Source organism: Streptomyces sp. DSM 116795, from assembly GCF_055792905.1.
Genome location: NZ_CM147707.1, coordinates 2,645,038 through 2,661,900 on the forward strand (window position 1 = coordinate 2,645,038; position 16,863 = coordinate 2,661,900).

General features: G+C 69.9%; 17 protein-coding genes. 13 read left to right on the plus strand and 4 right to left on the minus strand.

Annotated features, from left to right (window positions below; all coding sequences use genetic code 11):
• Positions 1-25: 25 nt before the first annotated feature.
• The 3 genes from sdhA to ACSMXX_RS11225 all read left to right on the plus strand — a co-directional run bounded on the left by sdhA (position 26) and on the right by ACSMXX_RS11225 (position 3,755).
• Entirely contained in the window at positions 26-1,780 is a 1,755-nt protein-coding gene (gene sdhA, locus ACSMXX_RS11215) for a succinate dehydrogenase flavoprotein subunit (protein WP_473183891.1), read from the plus strand.
• Entirely contained in the window at positions 1,780-2,571 is a 792-nt protein-coding gene (locus ACSMXX_RS11220; RefSeq protein WP_473183892.1) for a succinate dehydrogenase iron-sulfur subunit, read from the plus strand. The genes sdhA and ACSMXX_RS11220 overlap by 1 nt, the downstream gene beginning before the upstream one ends.
• Before the next feature lie 233 nt (positions 2,572-2,804).
• Entirely contained in the window at positions 2,805-3,755 is a 951-nt protein-coding gene (locus tag ACSMXX_RS11225; RefSeq protein WP_473184738.1) for a trypsin-like serine peptidase, read from the plus strand.
• A 94-nt stretch (positions 3,756-3,849) separates the two neighbouring features.
• Here ACSMXX_RS11225 and ACSMXX_RS11230 read toward each other — a convergent pair whose 3' ends face one another.
• Positions 3,850-4,773 (minus strand): transglutaminase-like domain-containing protein, encoded by a 924-nt coding sequence (locus ACSMXX_RS11230; RefSeq protein ID WP_473183893.1) that lies wholly within the window; start codon positions 4,771-4,773, stop codon positions 3,850-3,852.
• A gap of 92 nt (positions 4,774-4,865) precedes the next feature.
• On the opposite strand from ACSMXX_RS11230, the gene ACSMXX_RS11235 reads away from it, so the two are divergent.
• Positions 4,866-6,170, plus strand: coding sequence for an acyl-CoA thioesterase/BAAT N-terminal domain-containing protein (locus tag ACSMXX_RS11235; protein ID WP_473183894.1), 1,305 nt, complete (start codon positions 4,866-4,868; stop codon positions 6,168-6,170).
• Positions 6,171-6,286: 116 nt separating this feature from the next.
• On the opposite strand, the gene rocD is transcribed toward ACSMXX_RS11235, so the two are convergent.
• Positions 6,287-7,492, minus strand: coding sequence for an ornithine--oxo-acid transaminase (rocD, locus tag ACSMXX_RS11240; RefSeq protein ID WP_473183895.1), 1,206 nt, complete (start codon positions 7,490-7,492; stop codon positions 6,287-6,289).
• Between the two features lie 344 nt (positions 7,493-7,836).
• On the opposite strand from rocD, the gene trpS reads away from it, so the two are divergent.
• The 3 genes from trpS to ACSMXX_RS11255 all read left to right on the plus strand — a co-directional run bounded on the left by trpS (position 7,837) and on the right by ACSMXX_RS11255 (position 10,716).
• A complete protein-coding gene (trpS, locus tag ACSMXX_RS11245) occupies positions 7,837-8,850 on the plus strand; it encodes a tryptophan--tRNA ligase (protein WP_473183896.1) in 1,014 nt (337 codons plus the stop codon).
• Positions 8,851-8,969: 119 nt separating this feature from the next.
• Positions 8,970-9,593 carry a 2'-5' RNA ligase family protein gene (locus tag ACSMXX_RS11250; protein ID WP_473183897.1) on the plus strand — a complete coding sequence of 208 codons (624 nt, stop codon included), beginning with the start codon at positions 8,970-8,972 and terminating at the stop codon, positions 9,591-9,593.
• 133 nt (positions 9,594-9,726) lie between these two features.
• Positions 9,727-10,716: a YihY/virulence factor BrkB family protein gene (locus ACSMXX_RS11255; protein WP_473183898.1), complete on the plus strand. Its 990-nt coding sequence runs from the start codon at positions 9,727-9,729 to the stop codon at positions 10,714-10,716.
• On the opposite strand, the gene ACSMXX_RS11260 is transcribed toward ACSMXX_RS11255, so the two are convergent.
• Positions 10,676-12,100, minus strand: a complete 1,425-nt coding sequence (locus ACSMXX_RS11260) for a D-alanyl-D-alanine carboxypeptidase family protein (protein WP_473183899.1) — start codon at positions 12,098-12,100, stop codon at positions 10,676-10,678. The genes ACSMXX_RS11255 and ACSMXX_RS11260 overlap by 41 nt on opposite strands.
• Before the next feature lie 141 nt (positions 12,101-12,241).
• Between ACSMXX_RS11260 and ACSMXX_RS11265 the strand changes: the two genes are divergently transcribed.
• The 6 genes from ACSMXX_RS11265 (at position 12,242) to ACSMXX_RS11290 (ending at position 15,776) form a co-directional block, all read left to right on the plus strand.
• On the plus strand, positions 12,242-12,532 hold the full coding sequence (locus ACSMXX_RS11265; protein ID WP_473183900.1) for an SCO4848 family membrane protein: 291 nt from the start codon (positions 12,242-12,244) through the stop codon (positions 12,530-12,532).
• Between the two features lie 12 nt (positions 12,533-12,544).
• Entirely contained in the window at positions 12,545-13,915 is a 1,371-nt protein-coding gene (locus ACSMXX_RS11270; protein ID WP_473183901.1) for a metallophosphoesterase, read from the plus strand.
• 65 nt (positions 13,916-13,980) lie between these two features.
• Positions 13,981-14,244, plus strand: coding sequence for a type II toxin-antitoxin system prevent-host-death family antitoxin (locus ACSMXX_RS11275; RefSeq protein ID WP_473183902.1), 264 nt, complete (start codon positions 13,981-13,983; stop codon positions 14,242-14,244).
• Positions 14,241-14,489: a type II toxin-antitoxin system RelE family toxin gene (locus ACSMXX_RS11280; RefSeq protein ID WP_473183903.1), complete on the plus strand. Its 249-nt coding sequence runs from the start codon at positions 14,241-14,243 to the stop codon at positions 14,487-14,489. Before ACSMXX_RS11275 ends, ACSMXX_RS11280 begins: the two co-directional genes overlap by 4 nt.
• A gap of 58 nt (positions 14,490-14,547) precedes the next feature.
• A complete protein-coding gene (locus ACSMXX_RS11285; protein ID WP_473183904.1) occupies positions 14,548-15,039 on the plus strand; it encodes a carboxymuconolactone decarboxylase family protein in 492 nt (163 codons plus the stop codon).
• Positions 15,036-15,776: an isocitrate lyase/PEP mutase family protein gene (locus ACSMXX_RS11290; RefSeq protein ID WP_473183905.1), complete on the plus strand. Its 741-nt coding sequence runs from the start codon at positions 15,036-15,038 to the stop codon at positions 15,774-15,776. Before ACSMXX_RS11285 ends, ACSMXX_RS11290 begins: the two co-directional genes overlap by 4 nt.
• Before the next feature lie 125 nt (positions 15,777-15,901).
• On the opposite strand, the gene ACSMXX_RS11295 is transcribed toward ACSMXX_RS11290, so the two are convergent.
• Positions 15,902-16,861: a glycine betaine ABC transporter substrate-binding protein gene (locus tag ACSMXX_RS11295; protein ID WP_473183906.1), complete on the minus strand. Its 960-nt coding sequence runs from the start codon at positions 16,859-16,861 to the stop codon at positions 15,902-15,904.
• Positions 16,862-16,863: the final 2 nt, after the last annotated feature.

Genomic DNA, 16,863 nt, shown 5'->3' on the forward strand with positions numbered 1-16,863 from the left:
CGTACGTACGGGCTGAGGTGACCCAATGAAGATCCACAAGTACGACACCGTGATCGTCGGCGCCGGCGGCGCGGGCATGCGCGCGGCCATCGAATCCACCAAGCGCAGCCGCACCGCCGTACTGACGAAGCTCTACCCGACCCGCTCCCACACCGGCGCCGCCCAGGGCGGCATGGCCGCGGCCCTCGCCAACGTCGAGGAGGACAACTGGGAGTGGCACACCTTCGACACGATCAAGGGCGGCGACTACCTGGTCGACCAGGACGCCGCCGAGATCCTGGCGAAGGAGGCCATCGACTCCGTACTCGACCTGGAGAAGATGGGCCTGCCGTTCAACCGCACCCCGGACGGCACCATCGACCAGCGCCGCTTCGGCGGCCACAGCCGCAACCACGGCGAGGCACCGGTGCGCCGCTCCTGCTACGCGGCGGACCGCACGGGCCACATGATCCTTCAGACGCTTTACCAGAACTGCGTGAAGGAGGGCGTGGAGTTCTTCAACGAGTTCTACGTCCTGGACCTGCTCATGAACGAGGTCGACGGCGTCCGCAAGACCGCCGGCGTCGTCGCGTACGAACTGGCCACCGGAGAGATCCATGTCTTCCAGGCCAAGGCCGTCGTCTTCGCCTCAGGTGGCAACGGCAAGTTCTTCAAGGTCACTTCGAACGCGCACACCCTCACAGGCGACGGCCAGGCCGCGGCCTTCCGGCGCGGACTGCCGCTGGAGGACATGGAGTTCTTCCAGTTCCACCCGACGGGCATCTGGAAGATGGGCATCCTGCTCACCGAGGGCGCCCGCGGCGAGGGCGGGATCCTGCGCAACAAGGACGGCGAGCGCTTCATGGAGAAGTACGCGCCGGTGATGAAGGACCTCGCCTCCCGTGACGTCGTCTCCCGCGCGATCTACACCGAGATCCGCGAGGGGCGGGGCTGCGGCGCCGAGGCGGACCACGTCTTCCTCGACCTGACGCATCTGCCGCCCGAGCAGCTCGACGCGAAGCTTCCGGACATCACCGAGTTCGCGCGTACGTACCTGGGCATCGAGCCGTACACCGACCCCGTGCCGATCCAGCCGACGGCGCACTACGCGATGGGCGGCATGCCGACCAACGTGCAGGGCCAGGTGCTGGCCGACAACAGCACTCCGGTGCCGGGGCTGTACGCGGCGGGCGAGGTCGCCTGCGTCTCCGTGCACGGCGCCAACCGGCTCGGCACCAACTCGCTGCTGGACATCAACGTCTTCGGGCGGCGCGCCGGCATCTCCGCCGCGGCGTACGCCGCCACCTCCGACTTCACCGAACTGCCGCCGGACCCGGCCGCGTTCGTCGAGGGCGAGGTGGAGAACCTGCGCGACGCCACCGGCAACGAACGGGTCGTGGAGATCCGCAAGGCGCTCCAGGAGTGCATGGACAAGAACGTCATGGTCTTCCGTACGGAGCAGACGCTGAAGGAAGCCGTCGAGGAGATCGGCGAACTGCGCAAGCGCTACCGGAACATCAGCGTCCAGGACAAGGGCAGGCGCTTCAACACCGATCTGCTGGAGGCCATCGAGCTGGGCAACCTGCTGGATCTGGCCGAGGTGACGGCCTTCTCCGCGCTGGCCCGCAAGGAGTCCCGCGGCGGCCACTACCGCGAGGACTTCCCGAACCGCGACGACGTCAACTTCATGCGTCACACCATGGCGTACCGCGAAGTGGGCGACGACGGCACAGAGTCGATCCGGCTGGACTACAAGCCGGTCGTGCAGACCCGCTACCAGCCGATGGAGCGTAAGTACTGATGAGCACCGCAGTCATGGACAAGTCCGGTGAGTCCGCGGCCGGTCCGGAGCCCACGGCCTCGCACCTGGTCACGATCACCTTCCGCATCCGCCGCTTCAACCCGGAGGTCGCGGCGGACGCCGAGTGGGAGGACTTCACCCTCGACATCGATCCCAAGGACCGTGTCCTGGACGCGCTCCACAGGATCAAGTGGGAGCTGGACGGGACGCTGACCTTCCGGCGGTCCTGCGCGCACGGGATCTGCGGCTCGGACGCGATGCGCATCAACGGGCGCAACCGCCTGGCGTGCAAGACGCTGATCAAGGACATAACCGGGATCAAGGACGGCAAGGGCACCAAGCCGGTGCTCGTCGAGGCGATAAAGGGCCTGACGGTCCTCAAGGACCTGGTCGTCGACATGGAGCCGTTCTTCCAGGCGTACCGGGACGTCATGCCGTTCCTGATCACGAGCGGCAACGAGCCGACGCGTGAGCGTCTGCAGTCCGACGCGGACCGGGCGCGCTTCGACGACACCACCAAGTGCATCCTGTGCGCCGCGTGCACCAGTTCGTGCCCGGTGTTCTGGAACGACGGGCAGTACTTCGGCCCGGCGGCGATCGTCAACGCGCACCGCTTCATCTTCGACAGCCGTGACGAGGCGGGCGAGCAGCGTCTGGAGATCCTCAACGACAAGGACGGCGTGTGGCGTTGCCGCACCACGTTCAACTGCACGGACGCCTGCCCCAGGGGCATCGAGGTGACGAAGGCGATCCAGGAGGTCAAGCGCGCGCTGATCACCCGCCGCTTCTGAGCGAAGCCCGCTCATACGCGCTTGTACGCGCACACGACGGCGCCCGGGGCACGGCCCCGGGCGCCGTGTCGTTGCCTGTGCGCCGACTCCCGTTCGACGGGGCCGATTTCGGGGCACGCTATCGACGCACCACGCAACAAGCACGTCATTCCGCACCACTCATCTGCCCCATCCCAGCAGAAGGAGTACGCGTGAGAGGCACAAGACGTATGCGCCGGGGCGCCGGCGCCCTGATGGCCGTGGGCGCCCTCCTCGGCCTCGCGCTGCAGACCACCCCCGCAAGCGCCGACTCCGGTGACACAGCACCGGGTTCGGCGATATCCGAGGCCGCGCAGGACCGTGCCGCCGGCCTCTGGACGGCCGAGCGGATGCGGGAAGCCACGCCCGTCGAGGACCTTCTCGACATCGGCTCCCGCGCCGTCGAACGAAGCGGCAAGGCGGTGCCACGCGGCGAGGAGTTGAAGATCCTCCCGTCGGAGGTATCGGACGCCGTCACGAAGGCGCTGCCCGAACCGGGCGGCCCGTGGTCTGGCGGCGGCGACGTCGTGAAGACCTCCGGCCGGGTCTTCTTCAAGATGGGCGACCGCGACGCATCCTGCTCCGGCAACGCCGTCACCAGCGACAACGGCAGTACGGTCATGACGGCCGGGCACTGCGTGAAGTACCAGGGCGGCTGGCACACCGACTGGGTCTTCGTGCCGGGCTATCACGACGGAGAGGCCCCGCACGGCAAGTGGCCGGCGTCCAAGACGCTGACCACCGCGCAGTGGGAGGCCAGCGAGGACATGAACTTCGACGTCGGCGCCGCCGTGGTCGATCCGCTGGACGGCAAGAAGCTGACCGACGTCGTCGGCGGCCAGGGGCTGTCCTTCAACGCGGACTACAACACCACCATGTACGCCTTCGGCTTCCCCGCCGCCGATCCGTACGACGGCGAGAAGCTGATCTACTGCAGCGGCACGACCTTCCAGGACGTGCTGCTCACCAAGGACCACGGCCTCTCGTGCAACATGACGGGCGGCTCCAGCGGCGGCCCGTGGTTCACGGAGTTCGACGAGGCGACGGGCAAGGGCCTTCAGTCCTCGGTGAACAGCTTCGGCTACACCTTCCTGCCCGACACGATGTTCGGCCCGTACTTCGGGGAGGACGCGAAGAAGCTGTACGAGACGGCGCAGGCAGGCTGACCGCCGGACGGCACCGGCACCGGGGCGTCACGACCTGCACCGGTGCCCGTGCCGGCACAGGCCACCGCGCCGCCGCGCCGCCGCGCCGCCGCCGTCAGGGCTCCTCGTCCTGCGGGCCGCCGCGCAGACGCACCTCGCACTCACCGTCGTACGACTGGTACGAGGTCACCGTCTCCGGCACCCGCAGGCTCGGGGTGTCCCGGTAGAGCGCCCGCACCTCGTCGAAGTCCGCGGTGACCGTGGCGCGGGCAGCCTCGTCGAGCACCGCCAGCGCCTCGTCGCCGGCCTCGTTCTGGCCGTCCCGCCCGCCGTCGCCGACGCCCCAGGAGTCCCAGGGCAGCACCTCTGCCCGGTTGAGGGCGGCGAGATCGCGGACGACGTTGGCACGCACCATCCACATGCCCATGAGCCCCAGCACGCTGACTCCGAACGTCTTCGGGTCGGCCTCACCGCTGCGGCAGCGGCGCCAGCTCTCGCCGGCCACGAGGAACCGGTCGCGGGGCACGTCGAGCGGGTCGAAGTCCAGCTCGTACGGGGACTCGATGCGCACGTCCGGCACCATCTGCGGATCGCTGAGCACCCAGCCCCGCTCGGGGTGTGCGTACTCGGTGAGCCAGTGGTCGTCGTGGAAGCCCTCGGCGAAGTAGGTGGCGTAGCCGCAGCGGATACGGGCGGGGGTTCCGGTGTGGCGCAACAGCGCGCAGTGCAGCAGCGCGAAGTCCCGGCAGGTGCCCGCGAATCGGTCGAGGGGACGGCGGGGTGCCGTCAGGGGCGCGTCGTGCAGCTGCACGACGATGTCCAGGATGTCGTCTATGTAACGGGTTTCGGCTTCTGAGCGGTAGCGGGATTCGGGCAGGGCACAGCCGAACCGGCCCGCCTCCTCGCGGTGGATGAGCAAGTGCCGTACAAGAAGGGCCAGTTCATCGGGGCCGTCGGGCAACTCCGCGAGCCTATCCGCCAGACCCGGATCACTGTGGACGCTCTGAGTTAAATAGAAGTGACGCTCTGCGGGCAGCATGCGCGACAGGGTGGCGGATTTCTCCACGGATTTCCAGCCGGGAGGAATGACCAGTTCCGCTGATCCCGCAGGGCGTGCGTAGGGTGCCCCGCGTGGCACGTATACCGAAAGCACGAGCGGGCTTCGCCGCACTCCTGATGCTGGCCGCCACGGCGGCCTGCTCGGGCGGCGGGGACGGCGGCGCGGACGACGCCCGGAAGCCGGACCGCGACCACGCGGCGATCCACGTCGACCGCCCCGTGGCCCTCGCCGACCAGGATGTGAAGGTGCGCATCGGCGGCCTCGGCTCGCGCGACCGCGTCACCGTCGCCGCGCACTCCGTGGACCGGAGCGGGCAACCCTGGAGCGCGCAGGGCGACTTCACCGCCGACGGGAGCGGCCGCATAGACCTGGACGAGCAGGCACCGCGCGGCGGACGCCCGTACGGGAAGGCGGACAGCGCGGGCCTGCTGGGCGCGATGCTGCCCACGGCGGGCCGCGGCGTGAAGAAGATCGGCAGCGGCGACGCCTTCTCGTACCACCCGCCCACACCGGCCGAGGAGCCCTCGTACGAACTGCGCCTGACCGTCAGCAAGAACGGCAGGCGCATCGCCGACCGCACCGTCACCCGCCAGTGGCTGACCGGCGAGGTGCGCCACCGCAAGCTCACGGTCGCGAAGAACCGCATAGACGGTGAGATGTACTCGCCGCCGAAGGGCGAGCGGCGCCGGGCCCCGGTCCTGGTCTTCGGCGGCTCCGAGGGCGGCAACTCCGGTGAGTACGCGGCGGCGTTGCTGGCCGCGCGCGGCCATCCGGCGCTGTCGCTGTGCTACTTCCGCTGCGGCGGCGGCTCGGGCCGTCCCGACGCCCTCAACATGATCGACACCGGCTACTTCGTGCGCGCCGCCCGCGTACTGGCCCAGGAGCCGGGCGCGGACCCCGAGCGGCTTGCGGTGATGGGCAATTCACGGGGCAGCGAGATCGCCCAGCTTCTCGGCCAGCGTCATCCGTCGCTCTTCCGCGACGTCATCGCCTACGCGCCCTCGGCCAAGGTCAACGGCCCTTATCTGGCGGGCGCTTCGGGCCGTGCGGCGTGGGCGGAGAACGGCAGGCCGATTCCCGCCGGGCCCATCCGGCTGGACGAGGTACGCGGCAGGGTGCTGGCGGTCGCGGGCGGCAACGACAAGATGTGGGGCTCCGCCGCAGCCGCCCGCGAGATCGCCTCCCAGCGCAACGCGTCGGGCGCGAGCCACCAGCAGGTCACCTATCCGAAGGCCGGCCATCACGTGAACTGGTTCCCCTACGGCCAGCCCGGCCAGGAGGGCGGTGCGAACGGCGAGATCGTCAGCACCTCCGGCTCCGACCAGACCGCACGCAAGGACGGCTGGGCACGCGTGCTGAAGCTCCTGGAGAACTAGGGAGTGCCGTGCCCCTCCGGGGCACCAGCGCTGACGTGAGCACCGGGCGGGCAGGCAGTGAAGTGCCCGCCCGGCGGCCACGGGACGCGGGCCGCGAGTCGCGCGGGCGGGCCGCGTCAGCCGCGCAGCACGGCGTCGAGCTGCTCCAGACCCCAGTCGAGGTCCTCCTTCGTCACCACGAGCGGCGGCGCGATGCGGATCGTCGAGCCGTGGGTGTCCTTGACGAGCACCCCGCGGTCCATCAGCTTCTCCGACAGCTCCCGGCCCGTACCGTGCGCCGGGTCGATGTCGACGCCCGCCCACAGGCCGCGCCCGCGCACCTCCCGTACGGCTCCGCCGCCCACGAACACGCCCAGTTCGTGGTGGAGGTGCTCGCCCAGCTCCTTCGCCCGCTGCTGGTACTCGCCGGTGCGCAGCATCGCGATCACTTCCAGCGCGACGGCGCAGGCGAGCGGATTCCCGCCGAAGGTCGACCCGTGCTCGCCGGGCTTGAAGACGCCCAGCACGTCGCGTGAGGAGACCACCGCCGAGACGGGCACGACGCCGCCGCCCAGCGCCTTGCCCAGTACGTACATGTCCGGGTGCACGCCTTCGTGCTCGCAGGCGAAGGTCGCCCCGGTACGCCCCAGCCCGGACTGGATCTCGTCCGCGATCATGAGCACGTTCCGGCTGCGCGTCAGCTCCCGCACGCCCGCCAGGTAGCCGGACGGCGGCACCAGCACGCCCGCCTCGCCCTGGATGGGCTCCATGAGCACGGCGACCGTGTTGCCGTCGACGGCGGCCTCCAGGGCGGCGAGGTCTCCGAAGGGGACGATCTCGAATCCCGGTGTGTACGGGCCGAAGTCCGCACGGGCCTCCGCATCGGTGGAGAAGGAGACGATCGTCGTCGTACGGCCGTGGAAGTTGTTGTCCGCGACGACGATCTTCGCCTGCCCGTCGGGCACGCCCTTGCTGCGGTAGCCCCACTTGCGGGCCGTCTTCACGGCCGTCTCGACCGCTTCCGCCCCCGTGTTCATGGGCAGGACCATCTCCATGCCGCACAGCTCCGCGAGCTGCTCGCAGAAGTCGCCGAAGCGGTCGTGGTAGAAGGCGCGGGAGGTGAGGGTCACCCGGTCGAGCTGGGCCTTTGCCGCGTCGATGAGCCGCTGGTTGCGGTGCCCGAAGTTGAGCGCCGAGTAGCCGGCGAGCATGTCGAGGTAGCGGCGCCCGTCGGCGTCCGTCACCCAGGCCCCCTCGGCAGCGGCGACGACGACGGGCAGGGGGTGGTAATTGTGGGCGCTGCGCGCTTCGGAGGCGGCGATCAGCCTTTCCGAGGTGGACATCCGGGGTCTCCGTTCGTCTCGTGTGGTCCCGCGGCGCCCTCCCGCCGGGTCTCACGTCTTCCCGTGGCATCGCGGAGGGCTGCCTCTTTCTATCGTCCACCCGCCGCGATGCGAAGAAACTTTGCGGTCGGTGCGGGGTTCTCACGGGACGGGCGGCGGCGCTGGAGCGGATCGCGGCGGGGGCACTGCCTGCGCGGACGGGGCGCGTCCGGCGCACGCGGACCCGGGCACCGCGCGGGGGCGGCGCGGAGACGGCGCGGAGGCGGCGCACACCGCCGACACGGTGCCTCAGGTCACTGCCCTACTGTGCACGCCCGAGCCGGGGGACCTGAGACAATGGGCGCATGGCCAATGACCGTCCGCGTGTGCTCTCCGGGATCCAGCCCACCTCGGGCTCGTTCCACATCGGCAACTACCTGGGTGCCGTTCGCCAGTGGGTCGCCCTGCAGGAGACGCACGACGCCTTCTACATGGTCGTCGACCTGCACGCGCTGACGCTTCCGCAGGACCCGAAGCAGCTGATGGAGAACACCCGCCTCGCCGCGGCGCAGCTGCTGGCCACCGGCCTCGACCCGGACCGCTGCACGCTCTTCGTGCAGAGCCACGTGCCGGAACACACCCAGCTGAGCTGGCTGATGGAGTGCCTGACGGGCTTCGGCGAGGCATCCCGGATGACGCAGTTCAAGGACAAGTCGTCGCGGCAGGGCGCCGACCGTACGTCGGTCGGCCTCTTCACATACCCGATCCTGCAGGTCGCGGACATCCTGATCTACCAGGCCAACCAGGTCCCCGTCGGCGAGGACCAGCGGCAGCACATCGAGCTCACGAGGAACCTGGCGGAGCGGTTCAACGGCCGCTACGGCGAGATTTTCACCGTCCCCGAGCCGTACATCCTGCGCGAGACCGCGAAGATCTTCGACCTGCAGGACCCGACGATCAAGATGAGCAAGTCGGCGTCGTCGCCGAAGGGCATCATCGACCTGCTGGACGACCCGAAGGCCTCCGCGAAGAAGATCAAGAGCGCGGTGACGGACACGGGCACCGAGATCCGCTTCGACCCGGAGAACAAGCCGGGCATCAGCAACCTGCTCACGATCCACGCCACGCTGACGGACTCGACAATCGCGGAAGTGGAGCAGAAGTACTCGGGCAAGGGTTACGGTGCGCTGAAGACCGACCTCGCCGAGATCGTGAGTGACTGGGCCGCCCCGTTCCGCGCCCGTACGCGGGAATACCTGGACGACCCCGAGACACTGGACTCGCTCCTCGCCAAGGGCGCGGAGAAGGCAAGGGCCGTTGCGGCGGAGACGCTGGCGCAGGCCTACGACAAGGTCGGCCTGCTGCCCGGGAAGCACTGAGGCACGACGAACGCGACGCACCGCCGGCAGCGACTCGACTCGGACAGCACATGCAGCTCACAGCACACAACCCCAGACAGCGGGCCGTGAACCGGCCATCGAGCAGGAAGGAGCACGAGGTGGGGACCGTCACGCTCGGCGTATCGATCGCCGTCCCCGAGCCGCACGGCAGCCTGCTCCAGCAGCGGCGTGCGAGCTTCGGCGACCCGGCGGCACACGGCATCCCCACCCACATCACGCTGCTCCCGCCGACGGAGGCCGACCCGGCCGACCGTCCGGACATCGAGGCGCATCTGGCGGACGTGGCCGCCTCGGGGCGGCCGTTCGGGCTGCGGCTGTCGGGCACGGACACCTTCCGCCCGCTCTCCCCCGTGGTCTTCGTGCGGCTCGTCGAGGGCGCCGCGGCGTGCTCCTGGCTCCAGGAGCAGGTGCGTGCGCCGGAGGGCCCGGTCGCGCGTGAGCTCGCCTTTCCGTACCACCCGCACGTCACCGTCGCGCACGGGATCTCCGAGGAGTCCATGGACCGGGCGCAGGAGGAGCTGGCCGGCTTCGAGGCGTCCTGGACGGCCACGGGCTTCGCGCTGTACGAGCAGGGCTCCGACCTGGTGTGGCGCCTCCAGCGGAAATTCACCTTCGGCTCGGGCGAGGAGACACCGTTGTCGGTCTCCGGCGTCCCCCGGCAGGTCCCGCAGCCGTTCCCGGTCTGCGAGGACGGTGCGGACTCCTTCGCTCCGCTGCACTGAGCGGACGGCACCCCGGCGAGCGGCTCTCAGCGGAGCCCCATGAGCGGGCGGTCCCGAGCGGACGGGTCATGTCCACCGCGCGCATCCGTTGAACGTGCCGGGTGAGAGCCCCCGCAGCGGGTAATCGCCGATCATGGACTGGCTGACGAAGCTGCCGGTGATCGGCCCCGTGGCGGCATGGTTCTTCCGGACCCGCGTCTGGCGGGTCTACCAGCACCTGGACGAGCACAAGTGGAACCGGCACGCCGCGTCTGTCACCTTCACCAGCTTCATCTCCCTCTTCCCCATGCTCGCGGTCTTCGCCGCCGTCGGCGCCTCGCTGCTGACGCCGGAGCGGATGCGGACCGTGCAGCACACGATCGACCGCCAGGTCCCGGGCATCTCCGCGGAGCTGGATCTGCAGTCGCTGGCCGACAACGCGGGCACCATCGGGCTCATCGCCGGTCTGCTCCTCGTCGTCACCGGCGTCAACTGGGTCGGCACGCTCCGGGAGAGCCTGCGCGCCCTGTGGGACCTGGAGGAGGACCCGGGCAATCTCGTCGTGCTGAAGCTGAAGGACCTCGCGGCGCTCGCCGGGCTCGGCCTGGTCGGGGTCTTCTCGCTCGCCGGTTCGGCGTTCGCCGTGTCGGCGGTCAGCTGGGCGGCCGGGCGGGTGGGGATCGGCGAGCACGGCGTCGGCTCGGTGCTGCTGAGCGCCGCCGGTTACGGGGCCGCCCTGGCCGCCGACTTCGCGCTGCTGTGGTACGCGCTCACGGTGCTGCCCGGCGTACGTCCGCCCCGCCGTGCGACCCTCCTGGCCTGTGCGATGGGCGCCGTCGGCTTCGAGCTGCTGAAGCTTCTGCTGGGCGGCTATCTGCAGGGCGTCGCCACCAAGAGCGTCTACGGGGCGTTCGGTACACCCATCGCGCTGCTGCTGTGGATCAGTCTCATGGCGAAGCTGATGCTCTTCTGCGCCTCGTGGACGGCGACGGAACGCACCCGTAAGCCGATCGAGGAGATCGACACACTGGGGAGCGGCGCCTCCGAACCCGTGGAGTCCGAACGCGCCGCTCCCGCAGGCGACATGGAGACCGGAAAGAGCGTCAGTCGGGGTCGCGAGCACCCACGCGGTCCGACCCCGTAGCGGGATCCGGACCGGAGCCGGAGCCGGAGCCGGCTTCGGCTTCGGCTTCGGAGCCGGACACCGGCGCGGACCCGGTCCGGGCGTCGGAACCTTCCGGAGCCGGCCCCTTCCCGAACGGAAGACGTCGCAGCTTCGCCAGATCCGAGATCGGCCACCTGCGGTGCACGGCGTAGGCCACCGCGGCCACCAGCACCAGGCAGGCCCCCGTGACGCCGATGGCGACACCGACGCCGCCCGAGTCCTCCTCGCCGCCGCCGTCGGCACCGGCGGCCTGCCCGGCCGTCTTGCCGCGGTCCTCGCGGTCGCCCGACTTCCCGGAGGCGCCGGCGCCGTCCGGCGCGACGAGCTCACCGACGGGCCGGATCTTCTCCGCGGCTTTGAAGCCCCAGTCGAAGAGCTTGGCGGTCTCCTTGTAGACCTCGAGCCCGCCCTGGCGGCCGTCCGGGTGCATGGTCGTCACCAGCAGCACGCGGTCGCCGCGCTGTGCGACGCCGGTGAAGGTCGCGCCCGCCTCCGAGGTCGAGCCGTTCTTCACGCCGGCGATACCCGGGTAGGCGTCGAGGCCGACGTCCCCGGTCAGCAGACGATTGGTGTTCTGGATCTCGTACGTCTCGCGCTTCTCGCCCTTCTTCTTCTCGCCGGGGAACTGGGCGCGGGCCGTCGAGGCGTACTCGCGGAAGTCGGCCTTCTGCATCCCGGAGCGGGCGAAGAGCGTCAGGTCGTACGCGGAGGAGACCTGGCCCTTCTTGTCGTAGCCGTCGGGGCTGACGACGTTGGTGTCCTCGGCGCGGAGCTTCTCGGCCTGCTCGTTCATCTCGCGCACCGTCTTGTCCTTGCCGCCGTTCATGGCGGCAAGGACGTGCACCGCGTCGTTCCCGGAGCGCAGGAAGACGCCACGCCACAGATCGCGCACGCTGTACGTCTGGTCCTCCTTGACCCCGACGAGGCTGCTGCCCTCGCCCATGCCCTCCAGGTCGGACGCCTTGACCTTGTGCGTCTTCGTCTGGGGGAACTTCGGCAGCACGGTGTCGGCGAAGAGCATCTTCAGCGTGCTGGCCGGGGGGAGCTTCCAGTGCGCGTTGTGCGCGGCCAGCACCTCACCCGACTCGGCGTCGGAGACGATCCAGGAGCGTGCGGTCAGGTCTTCGGGGATCCCGGGCGGATTCTGTCCGGGCTTCGGCTTCATCTGCGTACCGGGGGAGCCGAGCAGCTTCCCGCCGACCGTCGACATGCGATCCGGAGGCTGGGGGGCGTTGTCGTCGTCCGTCGCGGCGGCGGGCGAACCGGCGCGTGCGGCGCCGGGTGACGCCGCGTGGGCGGTGCCGGCGAGCGATGCGGGGACGAGGAGCGCTAGGGACAGGGCGGCTGCGGCTGTCGCAGGCATGCGAACGGCGCGGTGTGAGGAAGTCGGCACAGGGCGAAATTACATGCCTCTCGAACACTTGTGGACATCGCACTGCCCCATGAGGCCGGTCAGTTGGCCCCTCCCGAGCTACCTCATTGGGCCGATAGCCATACTTGACCCATGAGTCAGTCTCAGGGCACACGATCCTCCCCTCCCCGCCCGCTCGCTCTCAGCCGTCGCGTGTCCTGGTTCCTGCTCGCCTTCGGGGTCTGGTCCTGGTTCCTGTGGATCACCTTCGTCAAGAACCTCTGGGCGGACGGCAGCGGGCTTGCTTTCGACGACGCCGGTGAGCCGACCGGTTACTTTTGGGTTCATCTGCTGCTCGCGATCGTGTCGTTCCTGCTGGGCACGGCGATCGGCATCATCGGTTTCCGGGGGCTGAGGGCTCTCCGGGTCAGACCCGGAGAGTAAGGGGGCGGGCCCATGACCGTGGTCTTCCTGGTCATCGCGCTGACGGCGCTCGTACTGATGGGGTGCGCCCACTGGTACCTGTGGCGGCGTCTCGTACGTGATGTGTCCGCGCGCGGAGGCGCCTGGTGGCGTACGGGGACCGTGCTGGCCTTCGCGCTGCCGGTGCTCGTGATCGTCAACATGGTGGTCGGTCGGACCGAGACGCCCTTCACGCTTCAGCGCGTGCTGGCGTGGCCCGGATATCTGTGGCTGGCGCTGCTGCTGTATCTGCTGATGGCGCTGGCGGTGGGAGAGGCCGTACGGCCGCTGCTGCGGCGCTTCCTGGAGCGTAGGGCGGCTGCGGGGGACGCTCCGGCGGAGGCGGCTCCGGACGCGGCTCCCGCGGGTGCGCGCCCCGGGGGCTCCGGGGGCTCCGGGGGGCCGGTGACCGCCACCGCGGCGAAGGCGGCGGACGCTGAGGCGGGTTCGGAGGCTCAGCCCGGATCAGGGCCCGCATCGGGGGCGCATTCAGGGGGAGGTCCGGCCGGCGGGGCCGCGGGCCCCGCGGACCCCGCAACCACCTCACGTCGCCTCTTCGTGGCCCGTACGGTCGCGGCCGGTGCCGCCGTCGCGGCGGGGGGCACGGTCGCCTCGGGCGCGTACAACCTCCTCAACGGGCCCACGCTCAAGCGCGTCACCGTGCCACTGGCCAAGTTGCCGCGCTCCGCGCACGGTTACCGCATCGCCGTCGTCAGCGACATCCACCTCGGGACGGTGCTGGGGCGTTCACACGCCGAGCGCGTCGTCCGTACGATCAACAGCGCCCAGCCCGATCTGGTCGCGATCGTCGGCGATCTCGTCGACGGGACCGTGGAGAACGTCGGGCCGGCGGCGGTGCCGCTGCGCCGGCTGCGTTCCCGGCACGGCTCGTTCTTCGTCACCGGAAACCACGAGTACTTCGGGGACGCCGCGGAGTGGGTGGACCACGTACGCGAACTGGGCATCCATCCGCTGGAGAACGCCCGCGTGGAGATGCCCGGCTTCGACCTTGCCGGCGTCAACGACGTACGCGGCGAGGACAGCGGCGACGGACCGGACTTCCAGCAGGCCCTCGGCGACCGCGACACCTCCCGCGCCTCGGTACTGCTGGCCCACCAGCCCGTTCAGATCCACGAATCGGTCGAGCACGGCGTGGATCTCCAGCTGTCGGGGCACACCCACGGCGGTCAGATCTTCCCCTTCCACCTCGTCGTGGCACTCGCCAACCCGACGGTGGCGGGCCTGGAGCGCTACGGCGACACCCAGCTCTACGTCACGCGCGGGGCGGGTGGATGGGGCCCGCCGGTGCGGGTGGGCGCCGACCCGGACGTCACGGTCGTCCAGCTGGCCTCGAAGCAGACGTGACGCCGCGGGGCAGAACCGGCCGGGCAACGACGGTGCAGAGTGTCATGCCGGTGTACACTACGTTCATGACCAGTACATATCCGATCGCTGAGGCCCGGGGAAAGCTCGGAGACCTCGCGCGCCGCGCCGCGCAGCACGAGCACATCACTCTGACCGACCGCGGTGTCCCCGCGGCCATACTCATCTCCCCCGCAGAACTTGAGGACTTGGAGGACGCTCTCGCGCTCGCCCGACTTGAACGGGACCGGGCGACAGGCCGCAGCGAGACCCCTGTTCCGCACTCCGAGGCACGCCGCGCCCTCCTCGATGCGGCGGGGAAGAGCGAGTGAGCTGGCAAGTCGTGTGGGAACCGGCCGCGCTCAACAGTGCCACCGGTCATCTCAAGGACGACCCCGAGAGCGTCGGCTCCCTCCTCCAGGCCACCGATCAACTCGCCGGCCCACGGCCGGAAGGCTCCTGGCCCTGGGGCACCGACCACCGGCGGCTGCGGCACGGGCCCTGGCGCGTGCTGTACCGGATCGACACCGGAGCGCACACCCTCCACATCGAGCACATCGGGCGGACCGGCGGCTGACCGCAGGCTCGGGAGAACCCGGAGGTGACTGTCGGTGGCGGCCCGTAGGGTCGGCAGCATGACGACGATGTCCCACGAACACGGCTCGCGCATCGACCTCTTCCGGGCCGCTCCTCACGTCTACAAGGGCATGGCCGCCTTCCAGGCCGCCTCGGCCGAAGGGCTGGATCCGGTCGTCGCCGAGCTGGTCAAGATCCGGGCCTCGCAGATCAACAAGTGCGCGTTCTGCCTGGACATGCATCTCACCGAGGCCCGCAAGCAGGGCGAGACGCAGCTGCGCCTCGATCTGCTGCCGGCATGGGAGGAGGTCGGCGGTCAGGGCGTCTACACCGAGCGGGAGCAGGCCGCACTCGCCCTGACGGAGGCGATCACGCAGCTGACCGACGGATTCGTGCCGGACGAGGTGTACGAGCGGGCGGCGCGGTACTTCGCCGAGGCCGAACTGGCGGGTCTCATCGCCCAGATCGTAGCCATCAACGCCTGGAACCGCTTCCAGGTGACGACCCGTGCGATACCGGCGGGGCTCGCCTCGGAACGGGGCGGGCGGTGAACGCCGCGGCGGGCGGGGGCGTCGAGCGTCTCCGGTTGCTCCATCACGGCCGCGCCGCCGGCGACCCCCTCGTGCTTCCGGGGCCGTGGGACGCGGCGAGCGCGCGGATCTTCGCGGATGCGGGTTTCGAGGCCCTCGCGACGCCCAGCCACGGGGTCTCGGAGTCGCTCGGGTACGAGGACGGCGACACCCCGGCCGACGAGATGTTCGCCGCGGTGGCCCGGATCGTACGGGCGGTAGACGTGCCGGTCACCGCCGACATCGAGAGAGGTTACGGGCTGGGGCCGGAGGAGATCGTCGAGCGGCTGCTGGAGAGCGGAGCCGTCGGCTGCAACCTGGAGGACTCGGCAGGCGGTGAGCTGGTCGATCCGCGCCGTCAGGCGGATTTCCTGGCCGCGGTGCACGAGGCCGCGGGCGGGCGGCTGTTCGTCAACGCCCGCATCGACACGTATCTGCGCGGGGCCACCGAGCCCCTCGCCGATGCTCTGGCACGTGGGCGGCTCTACGTCGCCGCCGGGGCCGAGGGCGTCTATCCGATACGGGCGCCGGGTGAGGACATCGGCGTACTCGCAAGGGAGTTGGGCGTCCCGGTCAACGCCTGGTCCCCCGGGGAGGGCTGCCCGTCCCCACGCGAGCTGGGCCTCGCGGGGGCGGCCCGCATCACCTTCGGCGGGGCCCTCGCACAGCGCGCGGGCGAGGCCGTGAGAGAGCTGGCGCGGAAGCTGCGCGGCGGCTGAGCCCGCGGGCCGCACGGGGCGGGCGGGCCCGAGGCCGTCGAGGCTGAGAACGCGACGGGGCCGGAACACCGTGGTGTTCCGGCCCCGGCCACTTGAGCCTGCGCCTCAGCGGAGGCGCCGCGGCGTCACTTCTTCGGGATCCACTTCTCCCAGGTGGACTTGTTCGCCTTGATCCACTTCTCGGCCGCGTCCTCCGGCTTCATCTTCTTGCCGGCGATGTTCCCCGCGACCTCGTTCTGGTCCTTGGTGGTCCACTTGAAGTTCTTGATGAACTTCGCGGCGTCGCTGTTGCCCTTCGCGAAGTCCGCGTTGAGGAACTTCTCGAGCTGGTTCGTCTCGTAGCCGCACTTCGCCTTCGCGGCGGGCTCCTCACAGCCAGGCGTGTGCTTCGGCAGCTCGACCTCGACCATGTCGATCTTGTTGTTCATCCACTGCGGCTCCCACCAGTAGGTGAGGAACGGCTTCTTGGCGTCGTAGAGCCGCTGGATCTCCTTCAGCTGTGCCGCCTCGGCACCGCTGGGGATGTGCTTGTAGTCGAGGTCGAAGTTCTTGATCAGTTCCTTGTCGTGCTGCGAGTACGACGGGGCGGCACCGATGAAGTGCCCCTTGTCGCCGCTCTCGGACGTACGGAAGTCCTTCGCGTACTTGTTGAGGTTCTTGTAGTCCTTCACGTCCGGGTGCTTGTCCGCGTAGTACTTCGGCACGAACCAGCCGATGTGCCCGACGACGCCGAGGTCGCCGCCGGAGACGACGGTCTTCTTCTCCTCGACGTACTTCTTCTCCTTCTTCGGTACGCCGTGCCAGTCCTCGAGGATCGCGTCGGCCTTGCCGCTGTCGAGCGCGTCGAAGGCGACGGGCTCGTCCATCTGCTTGGCCTCGACCTTGACGTCGAGCTCGTCCTCCATGAGCTTCTTCACGACCGCGGCGTTGGCCTGTGCGCCCACCCAGGACGGTTCGGCGAGGACGACTTTGTCGTCCTTGCCTCCACCGCTGCTGGTGTCGGCGGCGCCGCACGCGCTGAGGGAGAGCGCACCGAGGATGCCGATTCCGGCGACGACCGTTTTGCGTATCTGCGACTTCTGCATGT